Below are 13,214 nucleotides of genomic sequence, written 5' to 3'. Positions count from 1 at the left end.
GTAATCATGTCAAACCGATTGTTTACCATGATTAAATCGTTCGTGATCCCTATACTTGCTATCGTTACATTACTTGTTGTTGCTGGATATGCCTTATCAGGTTGTCAAGGCGGACAGACAAAGTCGATTCAAGACCGTTATCCACTTGAATCTGTCGCAAAAGAAGGTAAACAAGAATCTTACGTGTATAGGGCCGCCAATCGGTCAGTTCCTGAAGTCGCGAAGGAACTCATTAATGAAAGAGAACCGAAGCAAGCATCTAAAGAAGACGAAAATCAAATGTTCCTCGTTTATTCTGATAAGATTTATAATCTGCAAAAGGATAAAGAGAAGCCATCTGATACGTTAATTGAAATAAGTAATAAAGAGTTTGTCCGTCAAAATTACCAACCGTCCTTCCTGCAAGGATATATTATGGGTAGTATATTAAATGATATATTCGGTTCACGAAAATCATCGTACGGTGATTATCGCGGATATAATGACAGACAAAATCATAAACCAGTTATTCCAGAGAGACCGCCTACGAAAGAAGAAAAGAAAACCCCGCCTCCAATTACGAAGGAAGGGAAAGGGTCTATCATTAAGCGTGGCGATAATGTAGATTCGAAATCTTCTGTAGGAGATACAGGAAGTATTACGAAAAAAGGAAGTAGCACGCCTCCGCCTTCTACTGGAAGCAAAGGGAAAATAACGAAAACACCAGGTGGTTCGAGCGGATCAGATGTGAAGCCGAAATCATCTATTAAAACGCCACCAAGGAATACCTCTCCTCCGAAAACGAGGGTCGGTGGTTCAGGAAAGATTACGAAGAGAAGATAGTGTAGAGACCGGAAAGTGGAATTTGCTTTTCGGTCTTTTTTTATGGGAATTAATTCCTTGTAGCTGGTACAATGAAGTTATAAGGAGGAGATTATTATGACTATGTATAAAAGATTTAGTGTAATTATGTTCCTCGTCTTATTCTTAAGTTTATTCATTAGCACAACGATGCAATTTCACTTTGTAGTAGGTATTCTATGGATACTATGTACATGTACTCTTTTTCTGTATGTTCCGCTTCGTTTCCAACAAGAAGTGCCAGCCTTTCAAAAATACGTGGCATGGATTAAGAGCGGGGGAAGATGGGGGGAGTAAAAATATATCAGCGATTATCGAAATATATCGACCACCCCTCCAAATATATCAGCGATTATTGAAATATATCGACCGCAACTCCAAATATATCAGCGATTATTGAAATATATCGACTAATCGACAAAAACTGACAACAATAAAAGAAGAGGGTGTGCCAACATATTGGCACACCCTCTTCTTTCATAATGATTAATGAATATCACGTTTCTTAAAGTTACCGCCTTTTACTTCTGCTACGTCATAAACTGTAATAAAGGCGTGTGGATCGATTTCATTAATAAGTTCTTTCATTTTACTTTCTTCTAAACGGTTAATTACACAAGAGATTTCTTTGAATTTCTCTTTAGAATAACCACCGTATACTTCGTTATATGTTGCACTTCGGCCTAAGCGATCGCGAATGGTTTCTACCATCAATTCAGGCTCTTTCGTAATGATTTTAAATGCTTTCGAACCACTTAAACCAACTTCAACGATATGAATCACTTTCGAAGCAATAAAGTAAGCAATTGCTGAAAGGATAGCTCCTTGAAGACCGAATACTGTTGATACGAAAATAAATACGAACATGTTTAAGAATAGAATAAGGTCACTCGTTCCAAATGGTAACTTACGAGAAAGCAATACAGCTAGCATATCGATTCCATCTAATGCCCCGCCATTACGCAATGCTAGTCCCATACCGAAACCGATGATAATACCACCAACAACTGTAACTAATAATGTATCGCCTTCAATAATAGCTGGTATTCCGTGCATGACAACGGTACCTATTGCTAATGAAGCAATCCCGATAATGGAATAAATCGCAAAGCTTTTACCGATTTGCTTATATCCTAACCAAACGAAAGGAATGTTAATAATTGCGATTAGAGCTCCTAATGGCAATCCAAATAATGTTGAACTAACGATACTTAAACCAGTTACACCACCGTCTGATACGTTATTTGGAATTAATACTGCTTCTAATCCGTACGCTGTGATAAATGCCCCAATAATAATCATCAAAGCTTTAGAAGCAATTCTTAGCTTATTGGGCTTGTTTTTGATAATTTTCTCCATGTAATTTCCTCGTTTCAAACTAGTTTCTTGTTTGTTACATCATTCACACCTAAATTTTATTTTAACATTTAATTTGAAAAAATTCTCCTTTAATGGATGTATGCAGGGAATATTATGACCATATTAACTTTAAAATATTTTTGAAATGAGTATAAGAAATCCCATCCTTTCAAAGGATGGGATGCTATTAAGAAATGATAAAACTAAGCACGGTTAGGAATAAAGCGAAGCCTAAAATAGTTCCACATATTTTCATATGGCGTTTACGTCCCATCACGACAATCGCAACATACTCACGAATCATTGCATTAGGCCAGTAATAAAATGCAGTTTTTGATCCGATTCCTTGGCTATTAAGACCTGCTTGTCTTGCATATATACCAGCGCGGAATAGGTGGAAGTTGTTCGTTGTAAAGATACTATTATACTTACCTTCAGGCTTTAAAGAATCCATAATTTCTTTAGAGAACAACATATTTTGATATGTGTTTACAGAGCGATTTTCTTGCACTGTATGTTCAAGCGGAATTCCTTTTTCAACAGCGTACTTTTGCATCGCTTCTGCTTCAGGAAGACCTTCATCTGGACCTTGTCCACCAGAGAAAATAATTGTTGGTGGCGTATTTACAGCGGCTTGTTTCCAGTAAAAGTCGATTGCTTTATGAATACGACTTGCAAGTAAAGGCGGTACTTTATCATTAATTAAGCCGCTACCAAGAACGATAATGAAATCTTGATTACGTCTTGGTCTGTTGAATTGGTATAAAAAATACGCGCTTAAGAAGTTAGATAAGTGTATAAAGAAATATACTGTTATAAGAGAAATACCAGCGAAAATAGGCTGGAAATGTGATGAGAACAAACTTGCTGGACTTATAATAGGCAATAGCATAAAGAATAATATCCCAAAAGCAGCAAGGAGTGTTAAACAGTTAGTGAAACGTCGTCCTTCTCGCTTCATTAAAATTCTAGCATTCAGAAACAGCCCAAACATTAAGGCAATAATACCGAAAGGTAGCATAATGAGAAGTGCTAAAATAGGTAAAATGATAATATAGCGTAAGATATCACTACTTGAATTCACAGATATAATTACACAAAAAAGAAGGAAAAAACAGATAAAGGTATTAAATAAAAAGCCGTTTATTATTTTTCGTGGATCTTTTAAATAGGAGATAAGAAAAATAATAAACAGTATAAGAGGGATAATTCCGAAATACAGCATAAATATAGTACACCTCGACTTGTATAAGAATTTGACATACCTTTTATATTACATGATTTTATAATTGAAAATGAAAGAAAAAGGATTTTGAATTTTCTCAATAAAATATATGGATACATATGTTACAATGTATGTAAAGCGATATATTAAAAGTAAAATGGTTGAAGAGGCACTCTATGGAGTGTCTTTTCTTTTTCGTATGTAATTATGCATATTATATTTATTTTCAAGTGAAGAGGATTAAAATATAAGTGGTAGACATACTTTATAAAACAGAATTTAATACAAACATTTCCCTCTACTTTTTGTATCTAACAATCGTATAACAATACATAATTCTGTTTTATAGTGTCTGTTTATGAAAGGCGTCTTCTTTGAAGGCGCCTTTTTTGTTGTTTCATGTAGATACTTTTCACTGTTGATATAGTGGAAACTATCTATACTAAACATTGGCAATCTTCCGTATAAATATTATCAATTTACTATATATTCCAGTAGTGTTAACCTACATATGAAAGGCTTTCTTTTTCAAAATATTACCCCTAATAAATTTTTGAAGAAGTCAACTGTCTCCAAAATTGCCATTCATGCTTAGCAAAAAAGAATCCTGCAGGATTCTTTTTTGTGTTCGACAGAATATGACAAAATACATTTGAATAATTTGTTATATTGTTAAATGGTTATTATGGAAAGAGAAGGAGACTTAAGTATGAGATTTAAAAAATTAATTTTAACAGGTGCACTTGTTGCAACTACAGCATTTACTTCAATTGGAACAGCGGAGGCAAGCGCAGATTTTAAAGATGTTCCAAACAATCATTGGTCTTATAAAGCAATTATGGATTTAGCAAATAAAAACGTTGTTGCTGGATACGGAAATGGGATTTTTGGATTTGGTGATGATGTAACGCGTGAGCAAGTTGCAGCTCTTATGTTCCGCCACTTAAAACCGACAGTAAAAGAACAGTATAACAATCCATATAAAGATGTTACGGATCGTTCAACTATGTTTAAAAAAGAGATTCTTGCTTTAACAGAGATGGGCGTATTCGTTGGAGATAACACTGGGAAATTCAGACCGAAAGATGCGTTAACTCGTGAAGAAATGGCACAAATTTTGACAAGAGGATTCCAATTGCAAATTAGAGGGGATCATAATTTCCCGGATGTAGATAGAAATGGATGGGCGAATCCTGCGATTACTGCAATTAAATCAAATTATATTACAGCTGGAACTGGTGACGGTACATTCGCACCTAAAATGCATGTAAGTCGTGAGCAATATGTTCAGTTCTTATATAATGCAACGTTACCACTTGAAGAAAGACCAGGAGCAAAACAACCACAGCCGAAACCAGAACCGAAACCAGAAGTAAAGCCAGATCCAAAACGGTTTGCTAACTGTAAAGAGGCAAACGATGCGGGATATTATGACATTACAAGAGATAGTCCATATTACGGTAAGCATTTAGACCGTGATGGCGATGGAATTGCTTGTGAGAAAAAGAAAAAAGGTAAATAAGAAAAAGCACTCAATTTGAGTGCTTTTTCTTATGGAGACATGCTATTTTTTTAGGCACTTTTCATAAAATGAAAGTAAGGAAATGAAAGTAGGTGACAAAATGCCGTCAGTTGTGGAAGGCGTTATTATTGAAAACTGCAATGGAACGATTAATTTAGGAGATAAATATAACGTGCAGCCGATTGAAAAAACGAAAGCTTATAATGGATCGGGATCATCGAATACAGGGATTAAAGTACAAACATTTAGCGGGATTAGTACATCAGATGTAGGGGATAGCGATGTATATGATCAAGTAATCCAATCTACGTTATAATTTTTATATGCAAAATTGCATAAAGTAACATGTTTGTTGTATGTTACACTTTAGCTGTGAGCTGTTAATGATTCTTCTGTATTATAGTTGTTAGATTAGAAATATAACATCTTATCGAAAATCATACGTATAAAAAAGACACTTCAAACGAAGTGTCTTTTTTCATTTTAGTGATACCCTTTAGCAGAGTCTTTATGAATTTTATTTTTAAAGATACTATAGCTCCAAAGTTGATAGCCAATAACAATTGGTACCATAACCATTGCAACGAAGAACATAATTTTTAAGTTTAATTGACTACCAGCTGCGTTGTATAACGTTGTACTGTATGCATCGTTAATACGAGATGGTAACATTCTTGGGAACATACCTGCAAAGCCAGTTGTCATAAACATTGCGATTGTTAAGCAAACGAATGTGAATGCAAGGCCAATTTTATGTTTGTACACCATAATAAGTGCGAGTACACTCATTAGCATTGCAAGTACTGGAAGAATGAATAGTACCGGATATTCCGTAAAGTTTTGGAATAAGTTTGTCCGATTAGCAGTTGCTACATAGAAAATAGCTAAAATGATAGCAGCTGCCATTGAAAACGGTCTTGCGATTTTATAAGCACGATCAGATACTTCACCAGTCGTTTTAATCATGACCCAAAGGGCACCGGATACGACAAATATAGCAGTGAAGAACAGACCTCCTAAAATACCGTAATGATTTAGTAAGCTAAGTAAATTTCCTTCATAGCCATTTTTTCCGATTTGTAGCCCGTAATAAAGATTAGCAAATGTAACACCGAATAGGAAAGCAATTAAGAAACTACCAATTGCAAATGCCCATTTACAAGTTTTTTGCCAAATTGGTGAATCATCTTTATGCATGAATTCCAGTCCAGCAGCACGAGCAAATAGTGCAAGTAATACTAAGAATAACGGTGTATATAAATAACTAAACATATTTGCATATGTGACTGGGAAGGCAGCAAATGTTGCGCCACCAGCTGTAATTAACCACACTTCATTACCGCCCCAGAACGGGCCAATTGCTTCTTGTAATTGATTTCGTTCTTGTCGGTCTTTCGTAACGAAAGGAAAAATCATTCCGTTACCAAGTGCATATCCATCAAGAATAAAGTAAACTGTCCAAATCACGCCCCATAAACCAAACCAGATAATCGCAAGCATATCATGAGACATGAGCTGCACCTCCCTCAGTAGCAGGTTCCTCTAATGCTGCTGGTCCTTTTTTTGCGAACTTCAGCATTAAGTATACGTCTGCGATTAAAAGTAAAGTGTAGAACAAGATTAAACTAATTAATGAGAACCAAATTTGTGGGACAGATATAGGTGATACAGATTCTGCGGTACGCATGAGTTTATATACTGTCCATGGTTGACGACCTACTTCGGCAACAATCCAACCAGCATTAATTGCTATATATGGTAGTAAAACAGACCATATTGTAATTTTTAAGTAACGTTTTGAGTTTTCTAGTTTTCCTTTTCGGTTTAAGTAGAAACCGTACCAAGTTAATGCCATAAAGAACATACCAAGTGCAACCATTAAGCGGAAGCTATAGTACACGAGGTTAACATTTGGACGATCTTCTTTCGGAATATCTTTTAAACCAACAATTTCGCCATCAAATGAATTTGTATAGAAGAAGCTTCCTAACTTTGGAATCGTTAGGAATTCAAAGTTCTTTTCGTTTTTTACATCAGGAATTTGAACAATCGAGAAGCCTTGTCCTTTTCCAGTTTCCCAAACAGCTTCCATTGCAGCACCTTTAGCAGGTTGATATTTAGCTGCGGATACACCAGATTGATGTCCCATAAACGGTGTAATTGTTGCGGCAAATAAGCCTAACATTAAGCCAAACTTAAATGATTTTTTGAAGAATTCAACTTCATTTTTACGTAATAAGTGATAGGCACTAATTGCCATGACGAAGAAAGCACCAACAATATAACAACCAACTACAGTATGGAAGAACATATTCCAAGCGTATGGATTCGTAACGAGTGCCCAGAAATCATTTAATTCAGCGCGGCCGTTACGTACGACGTAGCCAACAGGGTTTTGCATAAAGCCATTTGCTGTAATAATCCAAAGGGCGGAAATATTTGTTCCAAGTGCAACCATCCACATACAGAAGGCACGGAACTTTGGTGAAATTTTGTCTTTACCGAATAACCATATTCCCATGAAAGTAGATTCTAAGAAAAAGGCAACGAGTGCTTCAATTGCGAGAGGTGATCCGAAAATATCTCCCATATATTTGGAGTACTCAGACCAGTTTGTTCCAAATTGGAATTCCATCGTAATCCCGGTTATAATCCCCATTACGAAGTTAATTGTAAATAATTTACCCCAGAAATTTGCCATTTTGCGGTATGTTGGATTCAATGTGCGGGCGTATTGAGTCTCCATACACGCTACTAAAATAACAAGTCCGATTGTCAAAGGTACAAATAAAAAATGATAAAAAACAGTAATTGCAAATTGAAAACGACTCAGTAACAGAACGTCGGACATAATAAATATTCACTCCTTTTTTACATTATCTACAATCAGTTTATAGTGAAAATGCGTTTAAAGTATGTGAGACTTGTTACAAAGCTGTGTGTATATTTTGAAAGAATTATGTCGATTATCTGAAAAAATCTTATTTTTACTATAAAGCGATATCCTTTTTGAGTTTTTCATATTTTGGTACACTATTTATGTAGTGTAAACGAGAGAAAAGAGGGCCTTTTACTATGAAGTCATTAGAAGAGATTTTGCAATACAATGAGAAATTTGTGGAAGAGAAAAAGTATGAAGAGTTTGTAGCGGGGAAATTTCCAAACAAAAAGATGGTAATTATTTCTTGTATGGATACAAGACTTGTTGAACTATTACCGAAAGCGATGAATATGCGTAACGGCGATGTGAAAATTATTAAAGTAGCAGGCGCTGTTATTTCACATCCATTTGGAAGTATTATGCGTAGTATTTTAGTCGCTGTATATGAACTTGGCGCTGATGAAGTATGTGTAGTTGGTCACCACGATTGTGGTATGGCAAAAATTCAAGCAAGCAGTACGATTGAGAAAATGAAAGAACGCGGTGTAACAGAAGAGAAATTAGATATGCTTCGTTATTCTGGAATCGATTTAGAACAATTCTTGCGCGGCTTCTCTAGTGTGGAAGAAAGTGTAGAACATAGCGTATCAGTACTTCGCAACCACCCATTACTTCCGGAAGAAGTACCTGTTCACGGTCTTGTTATCGATCCTGATACAGGAAAATTAGATTTAGTTGTGAATGGTTACGACAATTAAGAATGTACTTTGTCATCCTTTTTATCTGGGACAGGATCAAATCCTCCTGGATGGAAAGGGTGACATTTTAATATACGCTTACAAGTAAGCCAAAAGCCTTTGAGTGCACCATGCTTTTGAAACGCCTCTAATCCGTAATGAGAACAAGTTGGATAAAAGCGGCAAGTGGGTGGTGTCATCGGAGAAATGAACTTTTGATAAAAGCGTATAATCCCAATAAAAATCTGTTTCATAACGATCTCCTTTTCAGCATATTCTTAAAGTATTATAGCACGACTGTACATAATACTTTACTAATGTGCATTTCCGTTATATCATATTGGATATAACGGAATTAAATTAAAAGCGGGAGAGATGTTGTATGCCATCAGTAGAAAGCTTTGAATTAGATCATACGATTGTAAAGGCACCTTATGTAAGACATTGCGGAGTTCACAATGTAGGTAGTGACGGTATTGTAAATAAATTTGATATTCGTTTTTGCCAACCGAATAAACAAGCAATGAAACCAGATGTTATTCATACGTTAGAACATTTATTAGCATTTAATTTACGTAAATATATTGATCGTTATCCGCATTTTGATATTATCGATATTTCACCAATGGGCTGCCAAACAGGGTATTACCTTGTAGTAAGCGGAACACCGACAGTTCGAGAAATCATTGATTTATTAGAATTAACATTAAAAGATGCGGTTCAAATTACAGAAATTCCAGCTGCAAATGAAACACAATGTGGTCAAGCGAAGCTTCACGATTTAGAAGGAGCAAAACGCTTAATGAACTTCTGGTTAAGCCAAGATAAAGATGAACTTGAGAAAGTATTTGGATAAGAAGAAAAACTGCCTGTAAAAGGGCAGTTTTTTTGTGGCATGATAATAAATGAAATTATATCAACGATTTTTCGAATATATCGACCGTAACTTGAAATATATCAACGATTTTTTTAATATATCGACGTTTCGACACTGGATATCGACTTACCGACAAAAGTTGACAAAAAATCATCCCTATTTTATTACGTGCTTGTAAATGCGAAATTGCTCAAGATTTCATTCTATACGTAGCGAAGGTAGTTTGATATGAGAACGAAGAGTGTAAGAATAGAAACGAAAAAAAACGGAATGCTCATTGATTTTCGTCCGGATATAAATTCGTTAATTCCAACAAGAATAAAGAAACAACTGAGAATAAATTGTACGTATGGGAGAAGTGAGAAACAGATTGGTAATCTGGATATAAGTGCAAAGAAAGAGTATGAGAAGCGTGAAAAGTCCTAAAGCAATCCGTAATCCAATTAGCATGTAATGTCCCCTTAAATAGATTATTTACCGAAATAGTTCTGAGAAGCTAAGAAATAAAGCACCAGATCCAGCGAGAAAAGCAAATATACCACTAGATTTTCTGTCTTGTTTTATTTCCCCTAGTCCTATAGTGAAAGCCATTAACCCTAAGAAAATGAACATGTAAGGCATTATTTCTCTATTACCAGTAAAATATCCGTAAATTACTATACATAATGCAATGAGTGCAAAAGTAATCCGTAATCCTTTTAACATGTATATTCCCCCTACTATTTTATATGGCTAATGATGAGAACGATCCAGGTGAAAACTCCAGCACCAATACAAATAAATCCTGTTCCGGAATCCTTTTTCTTTATTTGTTCAATAGCAATGAGAAACATTAAAGCTCCTAATAGAAATTGTGAAAGGGGGAGAAAGGTATTTTGCCCCGTATAGAGTCCGATTGCTGAAATAATAATTACAGTGAGCGCGATTCCAATGCGAAGTATACGAAACATATTATGAATTCTCCTTATTATTTTTTGTATAAGGATTATCTTCTAGTTTATCGACGGAATGTTTATAAGCGTAGCCTTTATTAATCGTCATGATGGAGAGTACTAGTATGACTAGGACGATGATAATACCGATAATTAATATTTTAAACATGGAATCCCTCCTTTTCTTTATTTTACATAATTTTGTAATTGATGAAAACAATAGAAATAAAAAGGATGAAAGAAGGGTGTTACATGGAGCAGAAAAAAACATATTATATATCAATAGGAAACGGTCAAATTTCACAAGTGAAGACAGCGGATACGTATAATTTTGAGATTTCCGCAAATGATGAGGAAATTACGGAGTTAAGAGAGTACTTTGATCAAGCGTATGTAGAGGATTTAGGTTCATTTGTACGCTCCCACGTTCCATTTGTTGAGTATCATCATGATTCAAATAATGACCGATATGATGAACAACTACAAAAAGCATATAAAATGATTTACGATTTAGGAAATCATGAGACGAAAGAATTAGTCGCGCAAATGGGAATAATCAATGGATTATAATTGGATAATATTATGCAGAAAAGCGAGAATATGCTACAATTTGTGGTAGGAAAAACTTGTAACCATCAATAGGGGAGTAATGGCATGTACAAATTTAAAGATTATTACCACAACACTGTACAATTATCGTTTGAACGTTATCCATTTTCTCCTGAGCCAAAGCATGTTTGGGTTGTATGCCGGTACGGGGATCAATGGTTATTAACGCATCATTTACGTCGCGGTCTTGAATTTCCAGGTGGAAAAGTAGAACTAGGGGAAACACCGGAAGAAGCGGCAGTTCGAGAAGTTCATGAAGAAACCGGCGGCATAGTTTCTGATTTAACTTACTTAGGACAATATAAAGTATCTGGAAAAGACAAAATAATCATTAAAAACATTTATTTTGCAACAATTAGTGCGGTAGAACAACATACGCATTACGAAGAAACGAAAGGATCTGTTTTATTAACAGACATTCCTGACAACATTAAAACAGATAGAAAATTTAGCTTTATAATGCGCGACGATGTATTGGCGCGTACGATGAAACATATAGAAGAAATCGGCTGTTTTACGAAGTAAAGTAGCCGGTTTCTTTTTTTGTGTGTAAGAATAAATGTAAATATATCTTTACATTTATTTGGATATATTATACAATTTTTGTAAAGATATATTTACATTTTAGGAGGGAGAAGATGGATAAAAGGAAAGAAACGACTGTTACTGTTTCGATGGTTAAGTTAAATATCTATTCATTACTTACAATATTTGCGTTGGCGTTTGGAATTGGTTATTTGCATATATTTCTTTCAGGCGAGGTTCAATTTGACTTTACATTGCCCGCTATGTTTCTTTTGATTATTGGAATGATTGTTCTCGTTTGTATTCATGAAGCGATACATCTAATAGGATTTCGTTATATCGGAGGCGTGCCGTGGAGTGAACTAAAATGGGGTGTCAATTGGAAATTAGGTGTTGCATATGCGCATTCTAAAAAAGAAATTACAGTAAAGCAAATGAAGAAAGTGTTAATGTTACCGTTTTTACCGACTGGAATTTTGCCAATTGTATTGGGATTAGCTATGAATCTGGAGCCACTCTCATTTTTAGGAATTCTACTAACAGCAGGTTGCATGGGTGACATTGCCTTATATCAAAAAGTTTCAAAGTTTCCAGACGATGCGCTAGTGATAGATCATCCAAGTAAACCGCAGTTTACTGTATATGAGTCATAAAGGAAGAGGAGGCGTTTTTGAACAAACGGCTTCTTTTTTGTTTGTCAATTTTTGTCGGTAAGTCGATATATTTCAAGTTACGGTCGATATATCCGAAAAGTCGCTGATAAACTTTCTGGAAGACTGCCCGAATCATAGGAAACCTCCTTACAATTTTTGTGATTTATTATCGCATATTCGTTAAAAAATGATTATGATATTTTTGTAGAATGTATTGATGGAGGAATGCATGAAGAGACTGTATGCAAGTTAGTAGGGGTTATCGTTAGCAGGGTGCGAGAGTTCTATGAAGAGTGTGAAAGAAAAAGAAGTGTGTAAAACAGAAAAAGAATGCGTGGAAATAGGAGATAAGAAACTTCAAAAAGTATATGAAAAAATAGATGGATTATCTGAGCTTGAAGCAGTAGAAGATTATGAAATAGAAGAGCATGAAAGTGCAGATATGAAAAAGGCAGAGCGGAAAAAAGAAGATGATAATGAAAATTACTTCTTTTTAGCTTCTTATTATATTGATGGTGATGAAATTGTAGATCCTTATTTTGAAAAAATAGAACGGAAACGTTTAAAGATAGAACAACAAAGTGGTAACTAATGCGAGTTATATATGTTAGCTAAGAAAACGTAAAGAATTGTAGTTCTTTACGTTTTTTATGTTGATAAAATTGAAAATTCTGTATTTTTATCAAAAAGAAGAAGGAACTATAACTATAAAATAGAATTAGTATAAAAATGTCACAATTTAGACACAATTATAATGCGCGTGTTATAGGGACTATAAGTTTACTCTCGAGGAGGTAATGAAACGTATGAAAACGATTCTTGCTGTCGCTGGTCTCATTTGGGTAATGTCTCACGGTTTTCCGATTTTTGAAGGGGAGCAAATTCGTAGTGCATTGGATAAAAAGTTTAATGATTATCATGTGATAGATCGAAAAGATAATGTCGTTACAGTACGTGTGAAAGATTGTTTCCATACAGTTACGGTTGCGGATGGAAATGTTAAAAATGAAACAAAGATGTGTGATAAAAAGTAAAAGAAAGAAGCTGACTATAG

The 13,214-nt window shown here is 35.0% G+C and carries 19 protein-coding genes and 1 pseudogene; 12 read left to right on the top strand and 8 right to left on the bottom strand.

Annotation, left to right across the window (positions count from 1 at the left end; translation table 11 throughout):
* The first annotated feature begins 6 nt into the window (after positions 1–6).
* Together ACTFRN_RS18555 and ACTFRN_RS18550 are read left to right on the top strand one after the other, a co-directional pair.
* On the top strand, positions 7–822 hold the full coding sequence (locus ACTFRN_RS18555) for a DUF4247 domain-containing protein (RefSeq protein ID WP_000071207.1): 816 nt from the start codon (positions 7–9) through the stop codon (positions 820–822).
* Positions 823–918: 96 nt separating this feature from the next.
* Positions 919–1,137 carry a hypothetical protein gene (locus ACTFRN_RS18550; protein WP_000180105.1) on the top strand — a complete coding sequence of 73 codons (219 nt, stop codon included), beginning with the start codon at positions 919–921 and terminating at the stop codon, positions 1,135–1,137.
* A 189-nt stretch (positions 1,138–1,326) separates the two neighbouring features.
* On the opposite strand, the gene ACTFRN_RS18545 is transcribed toward ACTFRN_RS18550, so the two are convergent.
* Positions 1,327–2,199: a YitT family protein gene (locus ACTFRN_RS18545; RefSeq protein ID WP_000411248.1), complete on the bottom strand. Its 873-nt coding sequence runs from the start codon at positions 2,197–2,199 to the stop codon at positions 1,327–1,329.
* Positions 2,200–2,386: 187 nt separating this feature from the next.
* Positions 2,387–3,424 carry a YdcF family protein gene (locus ACTFRN_RS18540; RefSeq protein ID WP_000965220.1) on the bottom strand — a complete coding sequence of 346 codons (1,038 nt, stop codon included), beginning with the start codon at positions 3,422–3,424 and terminating at the stop codon, positions 2,387–2,389.
* Between the two features lie 709 nt (positions 3,425–4,133).
* Here ACTFRN_RS18540 and ACTFRN_RS18535 point away from each other — a divergent pair.
* Both ACTFRN_RS18535 and ACTFRN_RS18530 read left to right on the top strand, forming a co-directional pair.
* Positions 4,134–4,946, top strand: coding sequence for an S-layer homology domain-containing protein (locus ACTFRN_RS18535; RefSeq protein ID WP_001211240.1), 813 nt, complete (start codon positions 4,134–4,136; stop codon positions 4,944–4,946).
* Between the two features lie 82 nt (positions 4,947–5,028).
* Positions 5,029–5,262, top strand: a complete 234-nt coding sequence (locus ACTFRN_RS18530; RefSeq protein ID WP_041184487.1) for a spore germination protein — start codon at positions 5,029–5,031, stop codon at positions 5,260–5,262.
* A gap of 167 nt (positions 5,263–5,429) precedes the next feature.
* On the opposite strand, the gene cydB is transcribed toward ACTFRN_RS18530, so the two are convergent.
* On the bottom strand, positions 5,430–6,458 hold the full coding sequence (gene cydB, locus ACTFRN_RS18525) for a cytochrome d ubiquinol oxidase subunit II (RefSeq protein ID WP_000017662.1): 1,029 nt from the start codon (positions 6,456–6,458) through the stop codon (positions 5,430–5,432).
* The gene (gene cydA, locus ACTFRN_RS18520; protein WP_001286198.1) at positions 6,448–7,797 is read right to left on the bottom strand and encodes a cytochrome ubiquinol oxidase subunit I; all 1,350 of its coding nucleotides are present in this window, start codon (positions 7,795–7,797) and stop codon (positions 6,448–6,450) included. The genes cydB and cydA overlap by 11 nt, the downstream gene beginning before the upstream one ends.
* Before the next feature lie 224 nt (positions 7,798–8,021).
* Between cydA and ACTFRN_RS18515 the strand changes: the two genes are divergently transcribed.
* Positions 8,022–8,585 (top strand): beta-class carbonic anhydrase, encoded by a 564-nt coding sequence (locus tag ACTFRN_RS18515; RefSeq protein ID WP_000838163.1) that lies wholly within the window; start codon positions 8,022–8,024, stop codon positions 8,583–8,585.
* Here the strand turns inward: ACTFRN_RS18515 and yidD are convergent.
* The gene (gene yidD, locus ACTFRN_RS18510) at positions 8,582–8,818 is read right to left on the bottom strand and encodes a membrane protein insertion efficiency factor YidD (RefSeq protein WP_000809333.1); all 237 of its coding nucleotides are present in this window, start codon (positions 8,816–8,818) and stop codon (positions 8,582–8,584) included. The two genes, ACTFRN_RS18515 and yidD, sit on opposite strands and share 4 nt — an antisense overlap.
* Before the next feature lie 128 nt (positions 8,819–8,946).
* Here yidD and luxS point away from each other — a divergent pair, with 128 nt between their 5' ends.
* Positions 8,947–9,420, top strand: coding sequence for an S-ribosylhomocysteine lyase LuxS (luxS, locus tag ACTFRN_RS18505; RefSeq protein ID WP_001141369.1), 474 nt, complete (start codon positions 8,947–8,949; stop codon positions 9,418–9,420).
* A gap of 249 nt (positions 9,421–9,669) precedes the next feature.
* Complete coding sequence (locus ACTFRN_RS18500; protein WP_001259377.1) at positions 9,670–9,867, top strand: hypothetical protein; 198 nt, start codon at positions 9,670–9,672, stop codon at positions 9,865–9,867.
* Between the two features lie 48 nt (positions 9,868–9,915).
* Here the strand turns inward: ACTFRN_RS18500 and ACTFRN_RS18495 are convergent, their stop codons facing one another.
* The 3 genes from ACTFRN_RS18495 to ytzI are packed head-to-tail and all read right to left on the bottom strand — an operon-like array spanning position 9,916 to position 10,542.
* Positions 9,916–10,146 carry a YczI family protein gene (locus ACTFRN_RS18495; protein ID WP_014893457.1) on the bottom strand — a complete coding sequence of 77 codons (231 nt, stop codon included), beginning with the start codon at positions 10,144–10,146 and terminating at the stop codon, positions 9,916–9,918.
* Between the two features lie 14 nt (positions 10,147–10,160).
* Positions 10,161–10,391: a DUF3953 domain-containing protein gene (locus ACTFRN_RS18490; RefSeq protein ID WP_014893458.1), complete on the bottom strand. Its 231-nt coding sequence runs from the start codon at positions 10,389–10,391 to the stop codon at positions 10,161–10,163.
* A 1-nt stretch (position 10,392) separates the two neighbouring features.
* Complete coding sequence (ytzI, locus tag ACTFRN_RS18485; RefSeq protein ID WP_014893459.1) at positions 10,393–10,542, bottom strand: YtzI protein; 150 nt, start codon at positions 10,540–10,542, stop codon at positions 10,393–10,395.
* Positions 10,543–10,625: 83 nt separating this feature from the next.
* Between ytzI and ACTFRN_RS18480 the strand changes: the two genes are divergently transcribed.
* The 5 genes and pseudogenes from ACTFRN_RS18480 to ACTFRN_RS18460 all read left to right on the top strand — a co-directional run bounded on the left by ACTFRN_RS18480 (position 10,626) and on the right by ACTFRN_RS18460 (position 13,194).
* A complete protein-coding gene (locus ACTFRN_RS18480; protein ID WP_000435820.1) occupies positions 10,626–10,943 on the top strand; it encodes a hypothetical protein in 318 nt (105 codons plus the stop codon).
* Between the two features lie 84 nt (positions 10,944–11,027).
* Positions 11,028–11,507: an antimutator 8-oxo-(dGTP/GTP)ase gene (gene mutTA, locus ACTFRN_RS18475; protein WP_000276389.1), complete on the top strand. Its 480-nt coding sequence runs from the start codon at positions 11,028–11,030 to the stop codon at positions 11,505–11,507.
* Positions 11,508–11,620: 113 nt separating this feature from the next.
* Positions 11,621–12,160, top strand: coding sequence for a DUF3267 domain-containing protein (locus ACTFRN_RS18470; protein WP_000361302.1), 540 nt, complete (start codon positions 11,621–11,623; stop codon positions 12,158–12,160).
* 217 nt (positions 12,161–12,377) lie between these two features.
* A pseudogene (locus ACTFRN_RS18465) lies at positions 12,378–12,725 on the top strand (recombinase family protein); the annotation flags it as partial.
* Between the two features lie 241 nt (positions 12,726–12,966).
* Positions 12,967–13,194, top strand: a complete 228-nt coding sequence (locus ACTFRN_RS18460; protein WP_000849109.1) for a hypothetical protein — start codon at positions 12,967–12,969, stop codon at positions 13,192–13,194.
* Positions 13,195–13,214: the final 20 nt, after the last annotated feature.

Origin of the sequence: Bacillus cereus group sp. MYBK245-2, from assembly GCF_051916145.1 — a bacterium.
Taxonomy (GTDB): domain Bacteria; phylum Bacillota; class Bacilli; order Bacillales; family Bacillaceae_G; genus Bacillus_A; species Bacillus_A pacificus.
The sequence above is the reverse complement of the archived record's forward strand: the minus strand, read 5'-3'. Positions and strand labels throughout refer to the sequence as shown.